Origin of the sequence: Acinetobacter sp. BY419, from assembly GCF_019038395.1 — a bacterium.
Taxonomy (GTDB): Bacteria; Pseudomonadota; Gammaproteobacteria; order Pseudomonadales; family Moraxellaceae; genus Acinetobacter.
Genome location: NZ_JAGFXZ010000005.1, coordinates 16,055 through 40,840 on the forward strand (window position 1 = coordinate 16,055; position 24,786 = coordinate 40,840).

Annotated in this window: 25 protein-coding genes; 10 read left to right on the top strand and 15 right to left on the bottom strand. The window is 44.5% G+C overall.

What is annotated here, in order from left to right:
- Positions 1-182 precede the first annotated feature (182 nt).
- From KUG37_RS03045 to ubiG, 6 genes are all read right to left on the bottom strand, one after another.
- Positions 183-566, bottom strand: coding sequence for an RcnB family protein (locus KUG37_RS03045; protein WP_216936651.1), 384 nt, complete (start codon positions 564-566; stop codon positions 183-185).
- 305 nt (positions 567-871) lie between these two features.
- Positions 872-1,027 (bottom strand): hypothetical protein, encoded by a 156-nt coding sequence (locus KUG37_RS03050; protein WP_216936650.1) that lies wholly within the window; start codon positions 1,025-1,027, stop codon positions 872-874.
- Positions 1,028-1,213: 186 nt separating this feature from the next.
- Entirely contained in the window at positions 1,214-1,633 is a 420-nt protein-coding gene (locus tag KUG37_RS03055; RefSeq protein ID WP_216936649.1) for a hypothetical protein, read from the bottom strand.
- A gap of 158 nt (positions 1,634-1,791) precedes the next feature.
- Positions 1,792-2,538, bottom strand: coding sequence for a YciK family oxidoreductase (locus KUG37_RS03060; RefSeq protein WP_216936648.1), 747 nt, complete (start codon positions 2,536-2,538; stop codon positions 1,792-1,794).
- Positions 2,539-2,578: 40 nt separating this feature from the next.
- The gene (locus tag KUG37_RS03065; protein WP_216936647.1) at positions 2,579-3,268 is read right to left on the bottom strand and encodes an HAD family hydrolase; all 690 of its coding nucleotides are present in this window, start codon (positions 3,266-3,268) and stop codon (positions 2,579-2,581) included.
- Entirely contained in the window at positions 3,265-3,993 is a 729-nt protein-coding gene (gene ubiG, locus KUG37_RS03070) for a bifunctional 2-polyprenyl-6-hydroxyphenol methylase/3-demethylubiquinol 3-O-methyltransferase UbiG (RefSeq protein ID WP_216936646.1), read from the bottom strand. Before ubiG ends, KUG37_RS03065 begins: the two co-directional genes overlap by 4 nt.
- 226 nt (positions 3,994-4,219) lie before the next feature.
- On the opposite strand from ubiG, the gene KUG37_RS03075 reads away from it, so the two are divergent.
- The gene (locus KUG37_RS03075; RefSeq protein WP_216936645.1) at positions 4,220-4,834 is read left to right on the top strand and encodes a thiol:disulfide interchange protein DsbA/DsbL; all 615 of its coding nucleotides are present in this window, start codon (positions 4,220-4,222) and stop codon (positions 4,832-4,834) included.
- Between the two features lie 55 nt (positions 4,835-4,889).
- Here the strand turns inward: KUG37_RS03075 and KUG37_RS03080 are convergent, their stop codons facing one another.
- Positions 4,890-5,582, bottom strand: coding sequence for a TetR family transcriptional regulator (locus tag KUG37_RS03080; protein ID WP_216936644.1), 693 nt, complete (start codon positions 5,580-5,582; stop codon positions 4,890-4,892).
- Between the two features lie 210 nt (positions 5,583-5,792).
- Here KUG37_RS03080 and rph point away from each other — a divergent pair, with 210 nt between their 5' ends.
- Together rph and KUG37_RS14810 are read left to right on the top strand one after the other, a co-directional pair.
- Positions 5,793-6,509 (top strand): ribonuclease PH, encoded by a 717-nt coding sequence (gene rph / locus KUG37_RS03085; RefSeq protein WP_216940149.1) that lies wholly within the window; start codon positions 5,793-5,795, stop codon positions 6,507-6,509.
- A gap of 144 nt (positions 6,510-6,653) precedes the next feature.
- A complete protein-coding gene (locus KUG37_RS14810) occupies positions 6,654-6,788 on the top strand; it encodes a hypothetical protein (protein WP_302052327.1) in 135 nt (44 codons plus the stop codon).
- A 114-nt stretch (positions 6,789-6,902) separates the two neighbouring features.
- Here the strand turns inward: KUG37_RS14810 and nadC are convergent, their stop codons facing one another.
- Positions 6,903-7,754, bottom strand: a complete 852-nt coding sequence (gene nadC / locus KUG37_RS03090; protein ID WP_216936642.1) for a carboxylating nicotinate-nucleotide diphosphorylase — start codon at positions 7,752-7,754, stop codon at positions 6,903-6,905.
- Positions 7,755-7,936: 182 nt separating this feature from the next.
- On the opposite strand from nadC, the gene ampD reads away from it, so the two are divergent.
- A complete protein-coding gene (ampD, locus tag KUG37_RS03095) occupies positions 7,937-8,527 on the top strand; it encodes a 1,6-anhydro-N-acetylmuramyl-L-alanine amidase AmpD (protein WP_216936641.1) in 591 nt (196 codons plus the stop codon).
- Between the two features lie 60 nt (positions 8,528-8,587).
- Positions 8,588-10,138, top strand: a complete 1,551-nt coding sequence (murJ, locus tag KUG37_RS03100; protein ID WP_216936640.1) for a murein biosynthesis integral membrane protein MurJ — start codon at positions 8,588-8,590, stop codon at positions 10,136-10,138.
- 124 nt (positions 10,139-10,262) lie between these two features.
- On the opposite strand, the gene KUG37_RS03105 is transcribed toward murJ, so the two are convergent.
- Entirely contained in the window at positions 10,263-10,421 is a 159-nt protein-coding gene (locus tag KUG37_RS03105; RefSeq protein WP_004647174.1) for a DUF1328 domain-containing protein, read from the bottom strand.
- Between the two features lie 190 nt (positions 10,422-10,611).
- Here KUG37_RS03105 and KUG37_RS03110 point away from each other — a divergent pair, with 190 nt between their 5' ends.
- On the top strand, positions 10,612-11,064 hold the full coding sequence (locus KUG37_RS03110) for a YcgN family cysteine cluster protein (RefSeq protein WP_216936639.1): 453 nt from the start codon (positions 10,612-10,614) through the stop codon (positions 11,062-11,064).
- An 18-nt stretch (positions 11,065-11,082) separates the two neighbouring features.
- On the opposite strand, the gene KUG37_RS03115 is transcribed toward KUG37_RS03110, so the two are convergent.
- Positions 11,083-13,221 (bottom strand): EAL domain-containing protein, encoded by a 2,139-nt coding sequence (locus KUG37_RS03115; RefSeq protein ID WP_216936638.1) that lies wholly within the window; start codon positions 13,219-13,221, stop codon positions 11,083-11,085.
- 267 nt (positions 13,222-13,488) lie between these two features.
- Here KUG37_RS03115 and KUG37_RS03120 point away from each other — a divergent pair, with 267 nt between their 5' ends.
- Positions 13,489-14,754: a replication-associated recombination protein A gene (locus KUG37_RS03120; protein ID WP_216936637.1), complete on the top strand. Its 1,266-nt coding sequence runs from the start codon at positions 13,489-13,491 to the stop codon at positions 14,752-14,754.
- Between the two features lie 337 nt (positions 14,755-15,091).
- On the opposite strand, the gene KUG37_RS03125 is transcribed toward KUG37_RS03120, so the two are convergent.
- The 4 genes from KUG37_RS03125 to dapA all read right to left on the bottom strand — a co-directional run bounded on the left by KUG37_RS03125 (position 15,092) and on the right by dapA (position 19,433).
- Complete coding sequence (locus KUG37_RS03125; protein ID WP_216936636.1) at positions 15,092-16,699, bottom strand: phosphatase PAP2 family protein; 1,608 nt, start codon at positions 16,697-16,699, stop codon at positions 15,092-15,094.
- Between the two features lie 458 nt (positions 16,700-17,157).
- Complete coding sequence (purC, locus tag KUG37_RS03130; RefSeq protein WP_064095129.1) at positions 17,158-17,877, bottom strand: phosphoribosylaminoimidazolesuccinocarboxamide synthase; 720 nt, start codon at positions 17,875-17,877, stop codon at positions 17,158-17,160.
- Between the two features lie 36 nt (positions 17,878-17,913).
- Positions 17,914-18,519 (bottom strand): lipoprotein-34 precursor (NlpB), encoded by a 606-nt coding sequence (locus KUG37_RS03135; protein ID WP_216936635.1) that lies wholly within the window; start codon positions 18,517-18,519, stop codon positions 17,914-17,916.
- A gap of 14 nt (positions 18,520-18,533) precedes the next feature.
- Entirely contained in the window at positions 18,534-19,433 is a 900-nt protein-coding gene (dapA, locus tag KUG37_RS03140) for a 4-hydroxy-tetrahydrodipicolinate synthase (RefSeq protein ID WP_216936634.1), read from the bottom strand.
- 724 nt (positions 19,434-20,157) lie between these two features.
- Between dapA and mhpT the strand changes: the two genes are divergently transcribed.
- The 3 genes from mhpT to KUG37_RS03155 all read left to right on the top strand — a co-directional run bounded on the left by mhpT (position 20,158) and on the right by KUG37_RS03155 (position 23,411).
- Positions 20,158-21,363, top strand: coding sequence for a 3-(3-hydroxy-phenyl)propionate transporter MhpT (gene mhpT, locus KUG37_RS03145; RefSeq protein ID WP_216937606.1), 1,206 nt, complete (start codon positions 20,158-20,160; stop codon positions 21,361-21,363).
- 317 nt (positions 21,364-21,680) lie between these two features.
- On the top strand, positions 21,681-22,310 hold the full coding sequence (pncA, locus tag KUG37_RS03150) for a bifunctional nicotinamidase/pyrazinamidase (RefSeq protein WP_216940182.1): 630 nt from the start codon (positions 21,681-21,683) through the stop codon (positions 22,308-22,310).
- Positions 22,311-22,436: 126 nt separating this feature from the next.
- Complete coding sequence (locus KUG37_RS03155; protein ID WP_216937608.1) at positions 22,437-23,411, top strand: bile acid:sodium symporter family protein; 975 nt, start codon at positions 22,437-22,439, stop codon at positions 23,409-23,411.
- 93 nt (positions 23,412-23,504) lie between these two features.
- On the opposite strand, the gene KUG37_RS03160 is transcribed toward KUG37_RS03155, so the two are convergent.
- Positions 23,505-24,758 carry a hypothetical protein gene (locus tag KUG37_RS03160; protein WP_216937612.1) on the bottom strand — a complete coding sequence of 418 codons (1,254 nt, stop codon included), beginning with the start codon at positions 24,756-24,758 and terminating at the stop codon, positions 23,505-23,507.
- Between the last annotated feature and the right edge of the window lie 28 nt (positions 24,759-24,786).

Here is a 24,786-nt window from a genome sequence, read left to right on the forward strand (position 1 = left end):
TTAGCGAACAAGTACATAGAAAGCGTGAGGGCTATTTAGTTGAAATGTTAAATTCATGAAGAAATTTAGAAGATGATTGCTCAAGATAAGCACAGCACAGCCTAACTATTTCAAATTCAAAAAATTAGCTGCTGAAATAAAAAAGACCCAAACAGTGTTGGGTCTTGAGCATCAGAGAAAATTTAGTCACCGACAATACGGATAATATTGTTATTTTCAGAATCGACCAGAATATAGTCGTTGTTGACTTTGTACCACTGCTGCTTGCGGTCAGGTCGAGGCAGGCGATGATCTTTGTATTCGACTTTATAGCCATTGCCACGATAATGCTGCGGCATCACATAACCCGGCTGCCATCTGAGCTGTTGTAGACGTTTTACTCCGCGTTCTTCATGCATGCGGCGGTTATCATGCTGCTCTTGATGATCCCCCCGGGCTTTCTTCTTGTCAGAACCATGACGCGAATCCATACGGGATTCATCATTAAAATGAGGGGCAGCGATGACGACATTGCTCAGCATGAATGTACTGCAAGACATTGCCAGTGCCACCAAAACCTTTTTCATGTTGAACCCTCATTAAATTGTTCATCTTCTACAGTACCTAATGTACGGAAAAATTGCAGAGAAACTGTGAAGAACAGGCACAAGTTTTATAACAAATGCAGAGATATTATGATGATGTCATGCTTTTAGACCGCGGTATAGAATCCTATGAGCCGGCATACCGAGTCGTGTTCTTATCTCATCAAAGCGAGGGCAAACATGCAAGCTAAAATCGATGGTTGAGCTCAAAAAACAGCATTGTATCAGCAGTGAAAGAGTCAATGGTCGACTGAAGCAGCAGAAAATTTCGCCAGTTTATCTCGGGATTAATTCCATTGTTCTGCCAAACCTTGCAAGGACTGGATCGCTTCAGCTACTGATTCAGCCTGCATGGCATCATCAAGTGCCATAATCAAGGCCTCTGATAACTGTAATTGTTCAATTCTTTGAATCGTTTCAATTTTTCGTTTCTGGTCAGCCATGCGCTGTACTCCTGATCTGATCTATTTGTGGATCTAGAAAGCATAGTCCAAATAGATTTATTTGAAAAACCGTATAATTTTATAAAAAAGATACGAAAATCCGATCAATGAGTTGTTTTGAAAAAAAATCAGGTAAAAAAAGAGCACTTCTGAAGAAGTGCTCTATCAATATAAATTGCCGGACTGTTAATAAGCGTAGTTCAGATCAGTATAGTCAGTTAGTGATTTTTGCACATGCGCTAGGATGAAAGTACGTATATCTTCAGCAGTCATGGCTTTACCCTGATTGCTGATCACATGCTCGATTTCAGGCTGTCCTTCAATTTTAATGCGATAAACAAAATGCTTGGCCAAACGATAACTATCGTCTGATTTTTCAATTCCAGTCACATAATAATAGGCATGTTCAAAATTCAGGTCATGATGTGAAAAGACAAATTGCTCGAACAATTTGAGTTTCTGAGTATTTTCGAGTGCCTTGATGTCATCCACAATACTGGCTTCAAACTTGGTGCCATATTTTTCTGAAATGGGCTGCTGATCAATCAGCAGCGAAACCATGCCATCGTCTAAATTGATCACCGTAATATTGTTTAATTCAGTCATGATGCACTCGAGTGAAATATAGAGAGGCTTAGTATGCTGTCATTTCAGTGAAACTCAATGCGATCAGGCCGGAGTTAATCAAGATTTATATGCGGTATTACGGCTTCAATGCATAAAAAAGGGGAGGAATCGCTCCCTGAATGCAGCCAAATAGGCAGTTAATCCTGCGCATCAATACTCTGACCATTCATATGCAGGCTGTCATCGCCCATCAAATACAAATAGGCCGGCATGATTGAATCAGGGGTAGGCAGGGTTTTCGGATCTTCATTCGGATAAGCCTTGGCGCGCATGGCGGTACGCGTTGCCCCGGGATTGATGCAGTTATAACGGATATTCGGATGCACCTGCTCTTTGGCAAATAACTGGCTTACGGCTTCAATGGCAATTTTAGACACCGAATAAGCGCCCCAGCATTCGCGGGCTTCGCGGCCTACGCCGGAACTGGCAAACACGACTGAAGCATGCTCAGATTTTTCTAATAAGGGCAACAGGGCCTGGGTCATGACAAAAGGTGCACGCAGATTGACTGCCATGACATCATCCCAGACATTGACCGGATAATCCGCCAGCGGCACACGCTCACCTAAAATGCCGGCATTATGCAGAATTCCGTCCAGACGGCCAAACTGACGATCCAGGGTATCTAGCAGAAGTTCATAATCACGTTCCGAGGCACTAGAGAGCTGGAGTGGCAAGATGGCAGGTTGCGGCGCACCCAAACCTTCAATTTCATCATAGATGACTTCCAGTTTATTCAAGGTCCGTCCATGCAGCACCACCGTTGCACCATGCAAGGCATAACTGATTGCTGCTGCACGCCCAATGCCATCGCCCGCACCTGTGATCAGGATAATACGATCCTTGAGCAGATCGGGGCGAGGTTGATATTCTGAATATTTCATTATCTACCTCCTCATTTGTTATTGTTCGGTTTTTAAGCTGTCAAGATACCGCAGTCTGCTGTTTCGATACCAGTTTCTGGATCAGCTGCTGTAATTCTGCAACAGTATCCACTATATAGTCGGCTTGCCAGGCTGTTAAGTCATCTTTGTATTGCAGTGGTAAATAACCATAAGCTGCCAGAATGGTGGTCATCTTGGCATGCCGCCCTGCATCAATATCACGCGGGTGATCACCGACATAGATACAGTCTTCTGCAACAAGACCGAGCTGCTTGGCTGCCAGATACATCGGTTCAGGATCAGGCTTGGTGCGGGTGACATCTTCCGGACATACCAGTACTGCACAGCGTTCAGTTAAATTCAGTGCTTTCAGTAAAGCCTCACTGAGCCAGCGCGGTTTATTGGTCACAATGCCCCAGGGAATATCCTGTGCTTCCAGTTGTTCCAGCAGAGGATACATACCTTCAAACAGATCGGTATCTACCGCAATATCTGCGCCGTACATGTCCAGAAAGCGCTGACGATGGGCTAAAAATACCGGATCTTCCAGTTGCAGTTCCGGATAAACCAGTTTCACCATGGCGCGTGCGCCTTCGGAGACCTGGGTACGGATCAGCTCGGGTTCGACCAGCGCGCGGCCTTCTTCACGGCACATCTGCTGGATAATCCGGATAAAATCGGCAGCGGTATCAATCAGGGTTCCATCCAGGTCAAACAGAACGGCTTTCATGCGGTGGTCTCTGCTGCGCTATCTTTCACGGTATAGACCATATAGTTGACATCAACATTTGGTGCCAGCCAGTAACGCTTGGTGAGTGGATTATAATGCAGTCCGGTCATGTCTTTGAGCTTTAAACCGGCATTACGAATATCATGTGCCAGCTCGGATGGCTTGATAAATTTGCTGTAATCATGAGTGCCTTTTGCCAGCATCCGCAAGACATATTCTGCCCCGATAATGGCAAATAAATACGACTTCGGATTACGGTTAATGGTCGAGAAGAATACATGGCCGCCTGGTTTGACCAGTTGATGACAGGCCTGAATAATCGATGCCGGATCGGGCACATGTTCCAGCATTTCCATGCAGGTCACAATGTCGTATTGGCCAGCCTGTTCGTCTGCAAGCTGTTCGACCGGCACCTGACGGTATTCGATATTGCTGACGCCTTCCTGTTCGGCATGGATACGTGCCACATTCAGAGGTGCTGCACCCATATCAATCCCGAGTACATCAGCACCGCGACGCGCCATGCTTTCGGCCAGAATACCGCCGCCACAGCCGACATCCAGCACTTTTTTGCCGCTCAGGCCACCGGCATGTTCATCAATCCAGTTTAAACGTAGTGGATTAATCATGTGCAAAGGGCGGAACTCAGAATGCTGATCCCACCATATAGCTGCAAATGCTTCAAACTTGGCAATTTCTTGTGGATCAACATTCAATTGCGACATCGGTGTCACCTCAATCAGTCGTGATTAGCTAAAAATATATACTTGCCGGATGGCGATAGAAACTGATTTAAACCTTGAAAATCAGTCCGATGGTTTAGTGTAGCGATTCTGGCAGAAAAAGCGATAAAAGCAGCGAAAAAGTTCACAGAATGAAAACGAAACCGGCATAATTGATTTATAGTGAACACATAAACTAAGCATAATGATTTAGAGGACGATAATCCGAATGAAAAAATTCCTTTTAGGTACTGTTGCCGCATCTGTTTTGGCCTTTTCAGGCAATACTATGGCCAATTTTGTGGCAGGTCAGGACTATCAGGTGGTTGCAAAACCAGTCAAAGTTGAAAAACCGGGCAGGATTGAGGTACGTGAATTCTTCTGGTACGGCTGTGGACACTGTTTCGCGCTTGAACCACATATGCAAGGCTGGTTGAAAAAATTACCAAAAGACGTGCGTTTTGTACGGACGCCTGCTGCAATGAATCCACTCTGGGAACAGGCAGCACGGGCATATTATGTGTCTGAAGCATTGGGGGTGCGTCAAAAAGCACATTTACAATTATTCCATGATATTCATGACAAGCAACGTCCAATTTTAGAACAGGCGCAACTGGCCAAGTTCTATACCCGATATGGTATTCCTGAAGCGAAATTTAACAGCACCTATAAATCTTTCCCGATCAGCTCGAAAATTGCCCAGGCCAAAAATCTGGCCGCCCAGTACCAGCTCAGTGGTGTTCCGGCAGTCACCGTGAATGGTAAATATATTGTGCAGGGGAATGATGCCAAAGTCATTCAGGTAGTGAATTACCTGATCGAAAAAGAGCGTAAAGCTAAATAAGTCTGAAATAAATTCAGTAAAAAAAACCTGCATCAATCATGCAGGTTTTTTTTATTTAGGCGGGGGGAGTGGGCACTTCATTGAGCACAAGGCCTGCTATTTCGGCAGGTTGCCGGTACCAGTACAAAATGCCACGGAGCAAGAGCTGCATTTGCAGCACGCTTTGGGTTTTAAAGGCACTGGCTTGGGTTTGGCGCAGCTCTGGATCAGCCTGATGTTGCAGATTAATCCAGCCCATGGCCCAGTTCAGAGACAGCTCAATCAGCATCTGTGCCAAGGCCTGCAAGTCCTGCGGTGCCTGAATATGTCGGGTAGACTGCATCTTGGCCAGTTCATGCATGACATCTTCTGCCAGAAAATGAATTTCCCGTTCAATGCCGGCACGTAACACTTCCGAGCCGCCCCAGCGCTCTGCAACAAAAAAAATCCAGGGTTCAGGATGGTATTCGACTGCCTGAAAAAACAGTTCAAGTCCGGTCCGGGTTCGGGTATTCGGCTGATACAGATAGGCCTGGCCCAATTGGTTAAGTACCCCTTTGATGTGAACCGCAACCTGATCCAGCAACTCCAGACCGAGCTGGTCCATATCCTGAAAATGCCGGTAAAATGCTGTGGGTACCAGTCCGATGGCATGCGCGACTTCGCGTAGACTGATGGTGCTGAAAGCACGTCCCTGACTGCTCAATGACAGTGTTGCATCGAGTAGCGCCTGATGACTTTGCTGCTTGCGATCTTCACGTAAGGACATAAATGGGTTTCCTACTACCAGCTACCCTCAAGGGGACTTTTAGTCTAGCAAAAATTAAATCAAATCGTAGCGCCACAGATCGGCATAATTCCAACATTTAGCCGCGGCCTGATGCATTGATTTTGTAAATGAATGCCCGGGCCGCCTAATCTTGGCAAAGGCTTCTGCTATACTGAGCCGCAATTATTTTTAACCCATACAGGACTTATTATGCGTATCGACCAACGAACATTAGATCAATTACGTGAAGTGAAAATTACCCGTAACTATACACGTTATGCGGAAGGCTCTGTATTGGTTGAATTTGGTCATACCAAAGTACTCTGTACTGCCAGTGTAGACAGTTCTGTACCGCGTTTTCTGAAAGGTCAGGGCCAGGGCTGGGTCACAGCTGAATATGGCATGTTGCCACGTTCAACCCATACCCGTAGCGATCGTGAAGCGGCACGTGGTAAACAGAGTGGCCGTACTCAGGAAATTCAGCGTCTGATTGGTCGTAGCCTGCGCTCAATGGTCGATCTGAAAAAACTGGGTGAAAATACCATTACCATCGACTGTGATGTGATTCAGGCTGATGGTGGTACCCGTACTGCAGCGATTACCGGTGCTGCAGTGGCTTTGGTCGATGCCATGAACGTATTGCTGGAAAAAAAGAAAATCAAACATGATCCATTGAAAGGCTTGGTGGCTGCGGTTTCTGTGGGTATTTTCAAAGATGAGGTTTTACTGGATCTTTGCTATGAAGAAGATTCAAACTGTCAAACAGATTTGAACGTGGTGATGACGCAGGCAGGTGAGTTTATTGAAATTCAAGGCACTGCAGAAGACAAGCCATTTACCCGTGCCCAATCGAATGCCATGCTGGAAATGGCCGAGAAAGGTATTCAGGAACTGGTGAAAAAACAGCAAGAAGCTTTAGGCTGGTAATCCATCCCATGCTGAGAAACGCATCTCTAGATGCGTTTTTTTATGCCTCAACATTAGCTCACAAAAATTGAACAGGACCTGTCTACTGTATCGCTGTGTTTCAGGAGATGATTTTAAGTCTACTAAACCGTAGAGGATTAAGATATGAAAATATGGTTCATGGCACTGTCAGTGTGTACAGTTCTTGGTCTGGCTGCCTGTGATAATAATAAGTCCAAATCCCATGATGCAAATCAGGATGGTACTTCTACACCAGCCGGGCAAAATACCAATAAGTGATAGCAATCTAGCATTACCTCATTCACCTACAATATTTTTTGTACAAAATATGCGCAAAAAATTTTAAAAAATAAAAAAGGGTGCTTCGCACCCTTCTCTTATTACGTATCAAATTTAGTCTTCTGCATTAAAACGCATCGACAGATCAATAGCTTTAACATCTTTGGTCAGTACCCCCATGGAAATATAATTTACCCCAGTACTAGCAACTTCACGTAAATTATCGATGGTGATATTGCCTGAGGCTTCCAGTTTGCAGCGTCCGGCCACATGTTGTACTGCATCGATCATTTGCTGCTGACTGAAATTATCCAGCATCACGATATCTGCATTGGCTTCCAGTGCCTGATTCAGCTCATCCCAGGTTTCAACTTCGACTTCGACAGGCTTACCCGGCGCAATCTGATGTGCCTTGGCAATTGCCTGAGCAATACCCCCAGCCGCCATAATATGATTTTCTTTAATTAAAAAGGCATCGAACAGGCCCAGACGATGATTCTGGCCACCCCCAATGGCCACGGCATATTTTTGTGCAATGCGCAGGCCCGGAAGAGTCTTGCGGGTATCGAGCAGTTTGGTATTTAGGCCTTGCAGCTCTTTGACATACTGGGCTGTTTTGGTCGCAACCGCAGACAGCGTCTGGACAAAGTTGAGCGCAGGACGCTCCACAGTCAGTAAGCTACGCGCAGATCCCGCCAGTTTTAAAAAAGCTTGATTAGCTTGGACGTGATCGCCATCATTTTTCAGCCAGATCACTTCAACGCTTGGATCATAAGCCTGAATCAAGGCATTCACCCATGGCTGACCGGCCAAGACCATTTCTTCACGACTGATAATGGTAGCAGTGGCTTGTTCGTCTTCAGGAGTCAGCAGGGCAGTAATATCGCCTTCACCGATATCTTCTGAAAGTGCCTGTTGAATATTGATCTGAATGGACTGGTCTAACAGAGCTTGAGATATGCGCATGAGTATTTCCGTATCTTTTTTAAGCCGTGAAAATTGCGCCTTATATTAGCACCGTTACATAAAATATGAGCGATTTTTCATCCAGTTTGCCGGGATGAATTGAGATTTGTCCTTGAAAGTTTTAGCATGAAGCCGGCTGCAATCCTGATCTTGCAGATTTTATTTTCGAAGAGGATAGTTTTATGCAACAGGCAGCTGAATTTCAGGTCAAGGATGGGCAACTGATCGGTGCACGTCATATTCCTTCTCCCAATTTTAATCAGCGGCCAGAACAGACCGAGATTCAACTGCTGGTGATTCATAATATCAGCCTGCCCCCTTCACAGTTTGGCGGCGGTTATATTGAACAGTTTTTTCAGAATCAGCTGGACTGGTCTGTGCATCCCTATTTTCAAAGCATTGAAGGGATGCAGGTTTCAACTCATCTGTTGATTTTAAGAACTGGGGAAGTGCTGCAATTTGTCAATTTTAATGATCGCGCCTGGCATGCCGGACGTTCGACCTACTTGGGTAAAAAAGAATGTAATGATTATTCGATCGGGATTGAACTGGAAGGCAGCGACGACTTGCCTTTTGCACCAGCCCAGTATGCAGCCCTGGTCAAAGTGACTGCCTGTTTGCAAGATTATTATCCTAAAATCCAGCAGCATATTGCCGGACATTCAGATATTGCGCCGGGTCGTAAGACTGACCCAGGAGCATATTTTAACTGGGCTGATTTTCGTACACAGTTACAGCATTATAAAAACACCTCAATCTCGCTTGCGGGATGAAATTAAGCAATGAACTTCTGACAAAAGTTTCATTACAATAGCCACAAATTTATACATTAGGTGAATAGGATGGCGCTTTGGCGTTCGACCATCATTGTCAGTGCGATGACCATGTTGTCACGCGTACTGGGATTGGTTCGAGATATTGTTTTACTGAATGTCTTTGGTGCTGGTAAAGACTTCGATACCTTCGTGGTCGCATTTCGTATTCCAAACTTTTTCAGGCGTTTATTTGCCGAAGGCGCATTTTCACAAGCTTTTATTCCGGTACTGACCGAATATAAAACCAGTCGCACTCATCTCGAAGTCCAGATTCTGATCAGTCGGGTATTCGGCTGTCTGGCGACGGTGATGACAGCTCTGACCATGGTCGCGATTATTGCTGCGCCGTTGATCATGTATATCTATGCGCCGGGTTTCCATAGCGATCCTGAAAAATTTGCTCTGGCGACCAACATGTTCCGTCTGACCATTCCTTATTTGCTGTTCATGTCGCTGACTGCTTTTGCCAGCAGTATCCTGAACAGTTATGGCTCTTTTAGTACGCCCGCATTTGCACCGGTCTTGCTGAATGTCGCCATGATTGCCGGAGCGCTCTGGCTTACGCCTTATATGGTGGAGCCGATTATGGCACTGGGCTGGGCAGTTATCATTGCCGGTATTTTACAGCTGGCGATCCAGATTCCTGAATTGTGGCGTAAAAAACTGCTGATTCCACCCAGAATTGACTTCAAGCATGAAGGTGTTGATCGCATCATGAAGTTGATGCTGCCGGCACTATTTGGTGTATCCGTCACGCAAATTAACCTGCTGTTAAATACCATCTGGGCCTCATTCATGCAGGATGGTTCTGTGTCCTGGCTGTATAGTGCCGAGCGTATGACCGAATTGCCGCTTGGCCTGATTGGTGTTGCGATTGGTACCGTGATTTTGCCGTCGTTATCTGCGCGTCATACCGAGCAGAATCCGGAAAAATTCCGTGGCATGATGGACTGGGCTGCCAAAGTCATTGTGATGGCAGGCCTGCCCGCCAGTATCGCGCTGTTTATGCTGTCGACCCCGATCATTCAGGCCCTGTTTGAGCGTGGTCAGTTCACCTTTGAAGATACTCAGATGACGGCTTTGGCGCTGAAATGTATGAGTGGTGGCGTGATTGCCTTTATGTTGATTAAAGTTTTTGCACCCGGCTTTTATGCAAAGCAGGATACCAGAACCCCGGTGCGTGTCGGTCTGATAGCGGTGGCGGCCAATGCGATTCTGAACGTGATTTTTATCGGTTTCTTCAAGTTGATTCACTGGGAAGCCGAGCATATGGCCCTTGCGCTGGCATCAACGGGTTCAGCCATGGTCAATGCTGGCTTGCTCTATTATTATCTGCATAAAGATCATATTTTCCGCTTTGGGCCGCACTGGAAAAAAATCTTCCTGCAGTTTATGTTTGCCAATGTCGTAATGATTGCAGCTTTAGCCTATGGCTTGAGCTGGTATAACGCAGATGTGTCGCAATGGATGCGTGTTTTAGAAGTAATGATTTTATGTGTCGTCGGTGTGGTGGCTTATCTTGCAGCCTTGCTGATGGCAGGTTTTAGACCGCGTCATTTAAAGCCTTAAGTTTTTGTTTAAGATAAGTATTTTAATTTAAATGGACCATTAAAACAGCCATAAAAAAACAAGAGCCGAGAGGCTCTTGTTTTTTCGAAAGGTAACACTTGCTTCGAGCAAGTCTAGCGTAAATCTAGACCTTGCCGCGAGAAAGAAAACCAACGATCGCAAGAATCACCGCAATCACCAACAAGATAATTGCAAAATCCTTAGATAAGCCTGCAACACCACCAAAACCTAGTAGACTCGCAATTAGTGCAATAACAGCAAAAATAATAGCCCAACGAAACATATATATCTCCATGTGTTTTTTTTTTCAAATTTATTATAGAAATAAACGATTCTAGCGACTGTTAGTGTTTTGTTGATGAACTGTCTCTGATTTAACAATAGTTTACGTGATAGTAATAAGAATTTGAGCAGTAGGTCGGAAGGGTTCAGGCTGCTATAATAAGCCGATTTGTTAGTGTGCCGACCCGATCATGAGCGATACTTTACGTCCCGAATTCTGGAAAAACTATTCACTTGCTGAACTGACGAAAAGCGAGTGGGAAGCCTTGTGTGATGGTTGCGGGTTGTGTTGTCTGATCAAACTGGAAGATGAAGATACTCAGGAAGTCGCTTATACCAAAGTGGCCTGCAAACTGCTGGATTGCACGACTGCGCGTTGCTCAAATTATCCAGATCGCCTGCAATATGTGCCGGACTGTATTCAGCTGACGCCCGAGAAACTGGCAACGATTCCCTGGTTGCCTTCAAGTTGTGCCTATCGCCGGGTCGAGCAGGGCAAGAGCTTGCCATCTTGGCATTATCTGATCAGCGGTTCACGAGAAAGTGTGATTCAGGCACGCAAGTCGGCAGCAGGGCGCTGCCTGAGTGAAGCCGACATTCATGAAGAAGATATCGAAGATTATATCGTACGCTGGGTTCGCTAAACCTGTCTGGGTTATCGTTTATTGATCTACCTGATGGAGTAGGGCCTGAGCCGAAGCACCGGCCATAGGACGATAGAAATAAAATCCCTGTCCAATCTGACAGTCACAATGAATGAGCGTGTCCAGTTGTTCTGTATTTTCGATGCCTTCGACCAGAACATCCAAGGCAATACTGGAGCCTATCTGGGTAATGGCTTTGACAATGGCCAAGGCAGACGGGTCACTGTTCATGCGCTCTACAAAGTTGCGGTCAATCTTGATGCAGTCCACCGGATAGTCTTGTAACCGGGTCAGTGAAGAATGTCCGGTGCCGAAGTCATCCAGCGAGATCTGGATTCCGGCCTGTTTAAGCAGGTTCAGTGCACGGACCACATAGTTTACGCCATGCTCGGACAGGCTCTGTTCGGTGATTTCCAGTTCAACTTTATGGGCAGGAATATCAAAATTGGACAGGCGTGCCAACAGTTTTTCGGCATAATCGTCGCGCAGGAATTCAACCGGTGCAGCATTGATTGAAATCGGCAACAGATCCAGCCCTTGGGCCTGCCAGCGGCTCATGTCTGCAAAGACTTTCAGTTGCATGGTCTCACTGATGCGTGAGGCCAGTTCATAGTCCTGAAAGGCACCAAAAATTTCGGAAGGTAACTGAATGTTCTGGTCCTGATCTTGCCAGCGTAACAGCGCTTCAAAACCGATTACCGCGCCATCAGATAGACGTACTTTAGGCTGGTAATAGGGAATGATCTGATCGGCCAGAATAATCTTGCGTGCCAAAGTCAGCTGCTTGGTCATATTTTCCAGTGAACCACACATATCCTGATTAAACATGCGGATACCACCACGACCACTATTTTTCAGATCATTTAAGGCAATATCGGCACATTTCAACAGATTGGAGGTATTTAAGGCATCACGTGGATAGATGGCACAGCCAATACTCATGGCACTGCTGATGTTATTGCCGACATAATTTATGGGCTGATCCAGCTGGGCATAGGCCGTTTGCGCGGTGGCCAGCAGCTGTTCTTCATTTTCCAGATTTTTCACCAGCACGGCAAACTCATCGCCCCCTAAACGGGCAACGATGGTATTCGGACCGAAACAGGCCTGGAAACGCCCACCCAAGACATGTAACAGATGATCACCAGCAATATGGCCCAAGGTATCATTAATATGCCGGAAATAGTCCAGGTCAATGAGCAGTAAACCCGCTTTGGTCTGCTGTTGTTGAGCCTTCAAGAGTACTTGTTTAAAGGTTTTATAGAAGGTACTACGATTATACAGGCCAGTCAGTTCATCCCGTTTAATCACTTCTTTTAAACGGGTTTCTGCGATTTTTTGCTGGCTGATATTCCGTGATACACAGAGGATATTTTGAGTAATATTCTGCTGATCCAGAATCGGGGTCAGGAGATGATCCCAATACTGGATTGGCTGGTCTTTCATTTGGACTTTGCTGGAAAAACGGCTATTTAATCCTTGGGCAGCCTGTTTCAGTGCACGTTGCGCGGATTTTCGGGCTTCAGGTATTAAGCGATTGAACCAGGACAATGAACTGTCTGGATCTTGCCCTGCGGTTTCGCTTGTTCCTGCCAGATAGCCAGACTGGTTACTATGCCGAATCTCGCCTTCAGGACTAATAATATGGATGCAGTCTGCACTGGCATCCAGCATGTTTTCCTGGGTTGAAACAATTTTAGAAAGCTGTTGCTGGATTTCAAAATAGTTATGTACATCGGTCAGGGAAACGGCCCATTGCAGTAAATGGTCGGGTTGATGATGAAATTTTACCGCTAGGGTACACATGCGATAATTGCTATCGCTGCGTTTAATCCGGCACTGGGTTTCAAAGTTCTGATGTTGATCCAGCGCAGCATGCCACTGCGCTAAAAACAGCTGCAAGTCCTCTGCATGAATAAAACTCTGCCATTGCGGATGACCCTGTTCATTCAGGTTTACGCCAAGATAATCGGTCATGGCATCATTGAAATATTGCAGATGTTTTTTGTTGCTGACCCACAAAGGTTGCGGCAAGGCATTGATCAGATTTTTTAATAAAACCGTTTCAGACAAGTGAACGTGGGGCGCAATCAGTGATAATGATATCAGTCGCTCAGACTGGCTCACAGCTCCCTGTTCAAATTTATCATGCTTCATGCATTCACCAATACAGCCAAAAAAGTGCCCCCCGAGGGACTAGATAAGTTTCTTTTAATTAGAATAAACAATATGAAAATTACACTGTAATTAATTCACAATTAATCATGTTCAAATTATTTGCTTTTATAGAGATTAATTCATTCAGAATTAAAAAAATAGAGGATATCTACATAAATTAATTTTTTATGCTTTGTATTTGCATTCTTGGAATCAAAACTGCTGGTGTTAGAATGAGATCAGAATTTAGTTTGAGCTAATAATAACATGTCAGATAGTCATATTCCGCTTCCAGAACGCTTGCGGCCACGCGACCTTACACAGATTATCGGGCAGGACCATTTGCTGGGAGAACATGCGCCCTTACGTCAGATGATTGATCAGGGGCATCTGCCTTCGATTATTTTCTGGGGGCCACCCGGGGTCGGTAAAACCACCATTGCCTTACTGCTGGCTCAAGCAGTAGACCGGCCTTTTATCAGCCTGTCTGCCCTGAATACCGGGGTGAAAGAGCTGCGGGAAATCATTGCCGAAGGGGGCGATCTGCTGACGCCAGTGGTGTTTATTGATGAAATTCACCGTTTTAACAAATCCCAGCAGGACGCGCTGTTAAATGCAGTGGAGAAGGGGAAAATTACCTTAATTGGTGCCACTACCGAAAACCCGTCTTTTGAAGTCAATAGTGCCTTATTGTCGCGTTGTCAGGTATATAGCCTGAATGCCTTGAGTGCTGAATCGATTCAGACCTTGCTGACGCAAGCCCTGCAAGATGACCATTTTCTTCAGGAAAGACATATCCTGATTGAAGAATTTGATGCCCTGATCCAGTTTGCGGCAGGGGATGCCCGCAAAGCGCTGAATTTACTGGATCTGATTGCCAGTACCTTTGAACCGGATATGGAAAATATCATCACCAATGCGGTAGTGGTGAAAGTGGCACAGCAAAATATTGCCCGTTATGACAAGTCCGGTGAACAGCATTATGATCTGGTCTCGGCCTTTATCAAATCAATTCGCGGCAGTGACCCTGATGCAGCCCTGTACTGGATGGCACGCATGCTCAAAGGCGGCGAAGACCCGGTGTTTATTGCACGGCGCATGCTGATTGCTGCATCCGAAGATATCGGTAATTCCAATCCGAATGCCTTATTGCTGGCGGGTGAATGTTTCCGTTCGGTGCAGGCTGTAGGAATGCCGGAATGCCGGATTATTTTAGGACAATGTGCAGTTTATCTGGCCACCAGTGCCAAAAGTAACAGTACCTATCTGGCGATTAACAAGGCGATGGAACTCGCGGATAAAACCTCAAATCTGCCAGTGCCTTTGCATTTAAGAAATGCACCGACCAAGCTGATGAAAGAGCAGGGCTATGGCATGGATTATCTGTATCCGCATAACTATTCTGAGCATTTTGTACTGCAGGAATATCTGCCACCTGAACTAAAAGGCACAAAACTGTATGAATCAGCGCGGAATAAACGTGAAGTAGAGGCTGAGCGCTTGCAGCAACGTCGCTGGCAGCAACAACAGTAAATAAAAGCCCGGGATCGGGCTTTTATTTTAATTGCTATTAAATCATCTGAATCCTGTTTTAAAATGGTTAAATATTGACGCAGATAATTAGTTGAAATAACAGAAATAAATTATTCAATTATTTTAAAAATTGATTTAATATACTTATCTTCATCCGCTGAATAATATTTTTCTATCCCCTTGTTTAATCATCTAAAATTCAGGAATTAATAATAGTAATTTAAAACGAGAGCAGATTAATTTTTTAATATGAAAATAATGCCCCAAAGATGATTAAATCCCTGGAGCATCATTTGGAAATTTAAAGCTCGATGAGTTTTAGTCTTTCCCAGACAGATTATTGAATTGACTGCTTGGCAGCTTGTACTCTACCCAAATATTCAGGAGAGTATTTTAAAATATTCATGGCCATTGAAGCGATGCCTTTACTTGCTTCAGTATCACTTAACCAGTGTACCCGGCAGATTATACGACTCTTGGCATAATCAACTGCAGTGTTTTCAAACTCACTTCTTCTGCTATTGTCTACATCGGACAGGCTGTAGCCGACCAGATATCCTCTTAAGCTGTGGCCTGATGGATATGAGGTATTCGTCAACAGGAAGTCGCGGTCTTCAGGGGTACATATTTCACTGTTATAGTAGACAAATGGCCGTTCACGGTTATATTTCGCCTTAATTTCATTTGCGACTGGCTGTTCAAAATCAACCATATAATTGATCAGCGCGGTAACTTCAGTGGTATAGAACTTGTAATTGAAGCCGAGAAAACGTTTGGATAAATACGGTGTGGTGATATTGGCATCTTGTTGAGCCAGTGTCCATCTTGCCGCAGAAGGGTTGAGCAGTTCCTGATAGGTCTTTTTATCAAGCTCGAACGCTGCTGAGTTTTCCGCAGGTGGGTCTGGCGTTAACCATTCTGCGGTGATTTTAATTTTTTCAAGGTCGGACATATTATCAAATACAACCTGGTCATGTGCACTATAGTAAATACGTGATGGCTCATCTACCTTAAAGTCAATTGCCAGAATAGGAAGATATATCTGGGTATCCTCATAATAGGCTTTTTGCCAGGTTTGAGCCGCTTCGAAACCTGCTTGATTACCCAAATTATAATAAAAAGCTTCTATAGGTGCGGTGGTTGGTTTTGAGTCATCCCAGATAGTTGCCAGAATCTCATCATTCCACCAGTCTGGACGTAAATCGACTGGAAAACCTTTTCGGATAGCAGCAAACATACTAAAATAAGTCGCCCGAGTCGCAAATTTAGCCGGGTCAGATTTAGCCATGGTAAAAGTACAGGTTTGTCCCGGGAACTGATCTAGAGTGCCGTTCTGCTTGGTTGCCCGCGCGATTGGTATAAATATATCCAGCCATTTTTGTGGAGTATCAATGCCCCAGTCCTGACAGTCTTTTACCGTATAATCGGTAGAACCGTATTGGACCTCGTCTGACTTCAAACAGTTATTAAGTGAACCTACTCGGTCATCAGTATTCATGTCCGTAGGCGATGCACAGCGGGTCGGTGCTACATCTTCAAAATTCGGTCTGACAACCATACCTGCCTGATAGGTATCATCAGGTAACTTGAAATTCAGATCCTGGCGGATATAAGCCATAGATACAGTGCCTTTGTCGATGTCTTTTTGACGGTGGACCCAAGGCTTCGGCTGAGCTGCGATACGAATACCCCTGAATAACAGTCCGGAACACTGATATTGCGGCGCTGAGTCAGAACCACAGTTTTCGACCAGATTATTATATCTTTGCTCGTATTTTCCTGCGGCAATATAATTACTCATGTCATTCATGTCATAAGGTGGCGGTTCAACAGGATTAGGAATCGGGTTAGGAGCGGGTGTAAAATTGGAAGAGTTATTACTGCTGCCATCACAGGCACTTAATATGGCAGCCAGTAATAAAATGGTAAAACTAGGTGTTTTCATAAGAAAATCCTCGACTTATTTTAATTTTTTCTCGATCATTATTAATTGGGTGTAAAGTAAGTTTTGAGCAGGGAAAAATTTATACTTCCTTATCTTTAAGCAAGGATAAATTATAATTAACATGCTTTAACTAGCTAAAAAAATAATTATGTAATGAATTATTTTAAAATAAAGATTTGTTTTAAAATGTAGTTTTTTATGAATAAATAAAATAATTATTTTAAGCTTTTAATTGGTTGAATTTTATTTTAAATAAATAGAGTTTTGAATCTTATTTAATTTAAAAAATTTATTTTGATTATCAAAAACTAATGCGGGAAGAGTAAATAAATAAATGATTTGCATATAGCATTATTCTGGGTTTTTCTCTGTGAAAATTGCATTAAATAATTGGAAAAATAAAATATTGGATATTAAAAAACCGGATTTATAAATCCGGTTTTTTAATCAAGGAATAATTAGATATCGGAAAGATCAATACCTAGGCGGCCAGCGACTTCTTCATAGGCTTCAACCACACCACCCAGACCTTGACGGAAACGGTCTTTATCGAGTTTTTTCTTGGTGTCTTTGTCCCATAGACGGCAACCGTCTGGAGAGAATTCATCACCCAAAACGATACGGTCATGGAACACACCAAATTCAAGCTTGAAATCGACCAGAATCATGTTACCTGCATCAAACAGTGTTTTCAGTACGTCATTCACTTGATACGTGAGTTCTTTCATTTTCGCCAGTTGTTCAGCAGTCGCCCAGCCTAAAGCAATTGCTTGGGATTCATTGACCATTGGATCGCCAAGCGCATCATCTTTAAAGAACAATTCAAATGTTGGAGGAACCAAGGCCTTGCCTTCTTCAACACCTAAGCGGCGGCATAAAGAACCAGCTGCATAGTTACGGATGACACATTCAACTGGGATCATATCCAGTTTTTTTACCAGGACTTCATTTGGAGTCAATAGCTTTTCAAAGTGAGTTTCAATACCCGCTTCTGCCAGCTTTTCCATGATGAAGGCGTTAAAACGGTTGTTCACCTTGCCTTTACGATCTAGTTGCTCTATTTTTTCGCCATTGAATGCAGAAGCATCATCACGAAAGACTAAAATCAGATGGTCTGAACTGTCTGTAGTGTAGACAGATTTCGCTTTACCAGTATAGAGCAAGGTTTGTTTTAACATGAGGGAACCTTTTACAAAAAAAATGCCTAGAAATGTCTAGGCTGGCCAATTTTGGTAAATCTGGTTGAGCAGTTCTGTGGCTTTTTCACGGTCGGCAAAACTGTTATCGGTATTGAACACAGCGAGGTTATTACTTGAACCGACAGAAGATAATCTTAATACATAGGTCTGCTGGTCGACCTTAATCGTGACTTCGTAACGATTTTTGCTCTGGGCAACGACGCTATGATTCAGACTGCTGAGGGTGGCAAGAGTGTATTGCCAAATTGTAGCAGAATTTCCCTCAATTTTAAGCAGCGGATTAAGATTTCCGTCTGTGACCAACTGTGGTTTACCAATAGAATTGGTTTCAGTCAGATCCGCTGCACTTGAGTTTTCAGTCTGGGCTTGCGGGCGTGGCAAGGCAAAACGGTTGCCACGCTGGTTTTCAAGCTTCGGTGCATTTTCAATTGCCAGCGGATCAACTGTTGGAGCGGGGTACAATGGCGTTGCAGGACGGACCATGGCGCCTTCAGGGTATTGTAAAGCTTCTAGGGTAGTAGTCTCTTTATAGTCTAAAGTGCCATTATTAAAGGCCATTGAACTACAACCTGCCAAACTGAATACTGAAAGTGTAAGGCTAAGTCCTAAACGTAACTGCATAATCTTCTGCTCTTTTATTTAATAACGCCCGCTTCGACCAGTGCTTCATGAAGCGGAGCGCGATATTGTTCTGCAAGTGGTGTTAATGGAAGGCGAATACCTGTACCAATTAAGCCCATGTCATGGAGTGCCCATTTCACAGGAATTGGGTTCGATTCGCAAAATAAAATATTGTGTAAATTTGCAACCTGAGCATTTAACTGTTCAGCAGTGGCTGCATCACCGGCAATGGCAGCGGCACAAACTTCACTCATGGCTTTCGGAGCCACGTTCGCTGTGACCGAGATATTGCCTTTGGCACCATGACTCATCAGCTGATATGCCGTCGCATCATCACCTGAATACACCGTCATATTTTTACCAACCAGGCCTTGCAGCAGTTCAGCACCGCGCGGCACATCGCCAGTCGCATCTTTAATACCCACAATTTGGGGAATATCTGCCAGACGAATCACGGTTTCATTGGCCATGTCGACCCCGGTACGCCCAGGGACATTATAGAGAATCTGTGGCAGGTCAACTGCTTCAGCAATGGCTTTATAATGCTGGTATAAGCCTTCCTGGGTCGGTTTGTTATAATACGGTGTCACCAGTAAGGCGGCATCAGCCCCCAGCTCTTTGGCTTCGCAGGTCAGTTCGATCGCTTCGCGGGTCGAGTTTGCGCCTGTACCGGCAATAATAGGAATACGTTTGTTGGCCACACGAATGATTTCTTTGATCACCTGGGTGTGTTCACTCATGCTAAGGGTCGAAGCTTCGCCTGTCGTTCCAACTGCGACGATACTGTTGGTACCCTCTGCAATATGCCATTCAACCAGCTTCTCGAGACCCTTCCAATCTACGCTGCCATCTTCAAACATAGGGGTGACGATTGCGACTATGGAACCTTGAATGGTCTGTGCTTGCTGAGTCATTTTAAAAAACTATCCTATTTGTCCATCCGAAAGGAATGAGAAAACATAAATTGGGATGGATTTGTATTTTGATTTATAGCAAATTCAATAGACTTGCGCTGAATTGAAGATTGCTTACGCAAATTATGACTGATCAAACGCATAAGAACAATATGCTTTAGTCAAAGCCACTGAATTCTTTATACAAAGCCTTCTGAAAACAATCAAGTAATAAATAAGATGATTTATAAAGAAAAATGCAGCAGCCCAACCCATCTCTCCAGTGCAGGCAAGGACTGATATTTCCAACATTGAACATAATAATGATAACCCTTGTGCAAAAAAGATCCGCCAAAACTGCCATTTTTTTGTCTTTTGATTTTAGATTAATAGTTATATTGAATAAAACCATATCTTCTACATCTTGAAGGTATTGTCATAAGGAAACAAATAAAGCCGAAAACTGACAGGACTAATCTCTTTAAAATATCAATGCATTGGATGTTTTTTTCTTATTGGCTGATTTTTTAACTTGATGTATAAGCCTTAAAGTACAGATTTTACATTTTATGAGATTTTGATTAAGTGCTTTTGCGACTTTGTCTGGCAGTGACTCAGATTCATCTGCTTCAGTCCCTTTTGGAAGATCCAAGCAAAACGTTCAACTTATTGATAGTTATATTCTGCAGTTCGGCTCATAGATGATGGCTGTCTTTTGTAACGCTGATTGAACAAGGATAATCCAATGGAAAAATCAGACAATAAGCATGCTATCGTCACGGTCGCGATCTGTTTTCTGATTGCGGTGATTGAAGGCTTAGATATTCAGGCAGCCGGGATTGCTGCTGCAGGGATTCGTGAGCATTTTGGTCTCGATAGTTCCCAGTTGGGTGTGTTTTTTAGTGCAGGGATTCTGGGTTTATTGCCGGGTGCACTGGTTGGTGGTCGATTTGCGGACCGTATTGGCCGTAAGAAAGTCTTGATCTGGTCGACAGCAATATTTGCTGTATTTACCTTATGTACAGTCTGGGTCAACAGCTTTAACAGTCTGCTATTAGTCCGTTTTCTGGCTGGAGCAGGTCTGGGCGGCGCGATGCCGATTCTGATCACACTGGCTTCTGAAGCTGTATCTCCACAAAACCGTGGTCGTGCAGTTGGCTTGATGTACTGCGGTATGCCAGTGGGTGCAGCGCTTTTGTCTTTAATTGCTGCGACTGAATTTGGTGCCAACTGGAAGAATGTTTTCTATCTGGGTGGCCTGTTACCGATTTTTGCAATTCCATTGATGATGCGGTTTTTGCCTGAATCGAAGGAATATCTGAAAGCCAAGAACAAAACTGCAGCAGAACTTGCAGTTGCACCACAAGGCTCATTTAAGGATCTGTTTAACTCGGATAACCTGTTACGCACCATGTGTATCTGGATCAGCTACTTCTTTACCTTGATGGTGGTTTACATCATGTTGAGCTGGTTGCCATCATTGTTTATGGAACTTGGCTTTACCCGCAAGGATGGTTCAACCGCACAGTTCTACTTTATGGTCACGGCGACGATTGGTACGATTATTCTGGGTCTGCTGACTGACCGCTGGAAGAAAGCGTGTGTCATCCTGTTGATGTACGGCGGTATTCTGGCAGGTCTACTGGCGCTCAATGGTGCGAGTTCGCTGAACCAGATGTATATGGCAGCCGCATTGGCCGGTGCCTTCGTGATTGGCTGTCAGGGTGTATTGTATGCCTTTGGTAGTATCGTTTACCCGACAGAAGTACGTGGTACCGGTGTTGGTGTTGCTTCTGCAGTCGGCCGGATTGGTGCCATGCTAGGTCCAGTCATCGCGGGTCAGCTACTGGTTGCAGGCTTTGGTGCCGCAGGTGTGATTACAGCTGCAATTCCATGTATCCTTATCTCTGCGCTGTGTATGCTGTTCCTGGTAAATCGCACTAAAGTGTAATACTCAAAGATTTTAAAAAGCCTGCACTTGCAGGCTTTTTTGTTTTTGGAATTGAGGCATCAAATACACGACTCTATTCGCTATTAGCAGAAACACGCATGGCCTTATCTGCAAGGGTATCTTAGAACTTATTTTTTGCAGAGATCTAGTCAGGTATAAACATCGAACTCATCGTATATTTTCAAAAAACCATGAATCTCTCGATCTGCTTGTATGAGAATGCAGAGTCATGTCATTTTTAGGCCTAGGGCTAAAAATTATGGGGCATTTTGCGCTATGCTTGGGCATAAATCGAGATTTCAATGGATGAAAAACAGATGCAGAATAATATCGCTTTACTGGTTGTGGATGTACAAAGAGGATTTACCCCAGGTGGCAATCTGGCTGTAGCCAATGCTGACCAGATTATCCCCAATATCAATTTATTGGGGCAGCATTTTAATCATATTATCCTGACTCAGGACTGGCATCCTGACAATCATATTTCTTTTGCCGACAATCATCCCGGTAAAGCAGCCTATGACAGTGTTCAGCTGGATTATGGCACTCAGGTCTTATGGCCAAAGCACTGTGTGCAGGGGACAGTAGATGCCGAGTTGCATCCGGATTTAAATTTACCGCAAGCACAACTGGTTATCCGCAAGGGTTTTCATTCCCAGATCGACAGTTATTCTGCCTTTATGGAAGCTGACCAGAAAACCAATACCGGTCTTGCCGGTTATTTGCGTGAGCGCGGAATTGATAGCGTATTTGTGGTCGGGATTGCCACAGACTTTTGTGTGGCCTGGACCGTAATCGATGCCTGCAAACTGGGCTTTAAGACCTTTGTGATTGCAGATGCCACCAAAGGCATTGATCTGAATGGTTCCTTACAACATGCGTGGCAAGATATGCTGGCGCATGGGGTAAAACGTATCTATGTAAAAGATATTGTTCAGACCGCTTAAATCAGTGAAGGGATAGAAATTGAATATCCCTTTGATCTTTTTTGTATTTATATCTGCCACGCCAGATAGCGACAGATACCTGTTTTATTTCACTTTCTCTCCCTTGATGTCACCTGGATGAAACTCATGTCAGCCTTGCTCCAGTTTAGCCAATTTGTCCAAAAAACCTTTGCTTTATGGGTCGTACTTTTTTCCGGCATTGCCTTGATGATCCCCGAAGCTTTTGTTTGGTTACGGGCTTATATTCCGTGGATGCTGGGCATTATTATGTTTGGTATGGGCATGACCATGACCGTGGGCGATTTTAAAAGTGTCCTGCAAAGTCCGAAGGCGGTAGCAATTGGCGTGGTGGCCCAGTTTATGGTGATGCCGGGTTTGGCCTTTATGCTGTGCAAGCTGTTTCAGTTGCCACCGGAGATTGCGATCGGGGTGATATTGGTCGGTTGCTGTCCGGGTGGAACCGCGTCCAACGTGATTACCTATATGGCCAAGGGTAATACGGCCTTGTCTGTCGCCTGTACCTCGGTCTCCACCTTGCTGGCCCCCATTTTAACTCCGGCAATTTTCTATCTGCTGGCCAGTCAGTGGATTGAGATCAATGCCTTATCCATGCTAGTGTCGATCCTACAAGTAGTGCTGTTTCCCATTATTCTGGGTTTAGTCGTTCGGGCGCTACTCAAGCAAAAAGTCACGGGCTATATTCAGGTGATGCCGCTGATTTCTGTGATTGCGATTGTTGCAATTGTCGCAGCGATTATTGCTGGCAGCAAAGCCCAGATTCTGCAATCGGGGCTGATGATTCTAGGAATTGTGGCCTTACACAATGGCTTGGGCTATCTGCTGGGTTATTGGGCCAGTCGCATGTTCAAGCTGGCAGAAATAGACTGTCGTGCGGTATCGATTGAAGTCGGGATGCAGAATTCTGGTCTGGGGGTGGCCTTGGCTGCAACCCATTTTGCCGCATCACCACTTACAGCTTTGCCAAGCGCGATTTTCAGTCTTTGGCATAATATTTCTGGGCCGGCACTGGCCACCTACTGGGCTGCCAAAAGCAAAAACAGTGCCTCAGCTTCACAACAAAAACTGGATACAGAGAGCTAGAATTTTAAAATGAGTATTAATCTAAATAATTGTTTTTTTAGATTTCAGTTATAAAAATCCCGACTGAATGTCGGGATTTTTACTTTAGAAAATTTATGAAGCTTTGGACTGTTTAGATTTTAAAATCTCGGTTCTAAATGTTTGTGCCAGCTCTGCAGTTTCTGCATCCATTCCATTCACTACAAAGGCATGACGGGTCAGGACATTGGTTGGATTTGGCATACTGACCAGCTGAAAGTGATCGCTCACATCTTTCAGCAAGCTATTCGGTACATGTAAGGCACTTTCTTTTGCGACTAGGTGTTGGCTAAGACGCTCAGAGGCTTGTACCGAACTAAGCTGCATCTCCTCGACTTTAGAGGCAATTGCGCTACGGGTTTGCAGCACAAAACGTTTTTCTTCACGGTAGCGTTTATACAGAACTTCCGAAAGCAGCTGGAACACGGCACTGATCATGGTCAGACAGGCCAAGGCATTTGGTTTGTCTAGTGCAATACTGATCGTGGCACCTTTTTCATTAAATTTATGTACGGTACAAATATCAGAACTATTCAATTTATAGCGTTGCACACACAGTTCAGTGGCTTTATTCAGAAAAATCTGACAGAGATTGAAATAAGGCACCGACACGGTTTTATTCACGCTATCGAGTAACTGTTTTGGATCGTAGAACTGGATATTTAAACTCAGGCTGTCGCTTTCCAGTACAGCTGGTTTATGTTCTTTTTCTTTGGCTTTGTTTTTCACTGTCTGTTGGGCCTGGGCAATCGCCAGTGCCGCATTATGTTTTTCCTGTTCCAGGGCTTGTGTCAGCGACTGGATTTCAAATTTCAGTCGTGATTCATTATTGATGCGCGCCAGATATTCGGTACGGCTTGGACGGGCTACTGCACGATAGGCGACCCAAAGCAAAGCGTGAATGATGAAAGAGAGCAGAATCGCCAGCCATTGGGTCCGCAGAATTTCACCAATACTTGGTTCAATCAGCGTGATTTCAATCAGACCAACTTTTTTCTCATTTTGTAGCGCGTCACGCACAAAAACTTCGCCATCCCGGGTCTTGGTTAGTCCGCCTGTAGCTAAAACCTGACCTTTCGCATCCAGAATTCGGATTGAAGCCACACTAGGGTTAGTGGCATAACGATTTGCCAGCAACGCCAGAGAAACCCGGTTGGGCGGTTCCAGCTCAGACAGGCTGTCTGTCACCAGTTGACTGGTGATCAGCTGTCCCTGACTGGCACGGTTTTCATTTAGCTGGTGAGTGGTTGCCAATACCAGTAAAAAGGTATGCAGAGCAAAACTTACAATCAATAGGCTAGCAAATAGCCCTTGTCTAGGCGCATTCAACGTAAACTTCCAAGGCAATTCTGTTCAA

Excerpts from the sequence above, each read along its gene's own strand:
- KUG37_RS03110 (WP_216936639.1), top strand. The coding sequence starts at position 10,612 with ATGAGCGATACTTTACGTCCCGAATTCTGGAAAAACTATTCACTTGCT.
- KUG37_RS03125 (WP_216936636.1), bottom strand. The coding sequence starts at position 16,699 with ATGAAAACACCTAGTTTTACCATTTTATTACTGGCTGCCATATTAAGT.
- KUG37_RS03065 (WP_216936647.1), bottom strand. The coding sequence starts at position 3,268 with ATGAAAGCCGTTCTGTTTGACCTGGATGGAACCCTGATTGATACCGCT.
- KUG37_RS03155 (WP_216937608.1), top strand. The coding sequence starts at position 22,437 with ATGTCAGCCTTGCTCCAGTTTAGCCAATTTGTCCAAAAAACCTTTGCT.
- pncA (WP_216940182.1), top strand. The coding sequence starts at position 21,681 with ATGCAGAATAATATCGCTTTACTGGTTGTGGATGTACAAAGAGGATTT.
- KUG37_RS03120 (WP_216936637.1), top strand. The coding sequence starts at position 13,489 with ATGTCAGATAGTCATATTCCGCTTCCAGAACGCTTGCGGCCACGCGAC.
- rph (WP_216940149.1), top strand. The coding sequence starts at position 5,793 with ATGCGTATCGACCAACGAACATTAGATCAATTACGTGAAGTGAAAATT.
- KUG37_RS03060 (WP_216936648.1), bottom strand. The coding sequence starts at position 2,538 with ATGAAATATTCAGAATATCAACCTCGCCCCGATCTGCTCAAGGATCGT.
- KUG37_RS03135 (WP_216936635.1), bottom strand. The coding sequence starts at position 18,519 with ATGCAGTTACGTTTAGGACTTAGCCTTACACTTTCAGTATTCAGTTTG.
- KUG37_RS03055 (WP_216936649.1), bottom strand. The coding sequence starts at position 1,633 with ATGACTGAATTAAACAATATTACGGTGATCAATTTAGACGATGGCATG.
- dapA (WP_216936634.1), bottom strand. The coding sequence starts at position 19,433 with ATGACTCAGCAAGCACAGACCATTCAAGGTTCCATAGTCGCAATCGTC.
- mhpT (WP_216937606.1), top strand. The coding sequence starts at position 20,158 with ATGGAAAAATCAGACAATAAGCATGCTATCGTCACGGTCGCGATCTGT.
- KUG37_RS03105 (WP_004647174.1), bottom strand. The coding sequence starts at position 10,421 with ATGTTTCGTTGGGCTATTATTTTTGCTGTTATTGCACTAATTGCGAGT.
- KUG37_RS03050 (WP_216936650.1), bottom strand. The coding sequence starts at position 1,027 with ATGGCTGACCAGAAACGAAAAATTGAAACGATTCAAAGAATTGAACAA.
- KUG37_RS03080 (WP_216936644.1), bottom strand. The coding sequence starts at position 5,582 with ATGTCCTTACGTGAAGATCGCAAGCAGCAAAGTCATCAGGCGCTACTC.
- purC (WP_064095129.1), bottom strand. The coding sequence starts at position 17,877 with ATGTTAAAACAAACCTTGCTCTATACTGGTAAAGCGAAATCTGTCTAC.
- ampD (WP_216936641.1), top strand. The coding sequence starts at position 7,937 with ATGCAACAGGCAGCTGAATTTCAGGTCAAGGATGGGCAACTGATCGGT.
- KUG37_RS03075 (WP_216936645.1), top strand. The coding sequence starts at position 4,220 with ATGAAAAAATTCCTTTTAGGTACTGTTGCCGCATCTGTTTTGGCCTTT.
- ubiG (WP_216936646.1), bottom strand. The coding sequence starts at position 3,993 with ATGTCGCAATTGAATGTTGATCCACAAGAAATTGCCAAGTTTGAAGCA.
- nadC (WP_216936642.1), bottom strand. The coding sequence starts at position 7,754 with ATGCGCATATCTCAAGCTCTGTTAGACCAGTCCATTCAGATCAATATT.
- KUG37_RS14810 (WP_302052327.1), top strand. The coding sequence starts at position 6,654 with ATGAAAATATGGTTCATGGCACTGTCAGTGTGTACAGTTCTTGGTCTG.
- KUG37_RS03115 (WP_216936638.1), bottom strand. The coding sequence starts at position 13,221 with ATGAAGCATGATAAATTTGAACAGGGAGCTGTGAGCCAGTCTGAGCGA.
- KUG37_RS03045 (WP_216936651.1), bottom strand. The coding sequence starts at position 566 with ATGAAAAAGGTTTTGGTGGCACTGGCAATGTCTTGCAGTACATTCATG.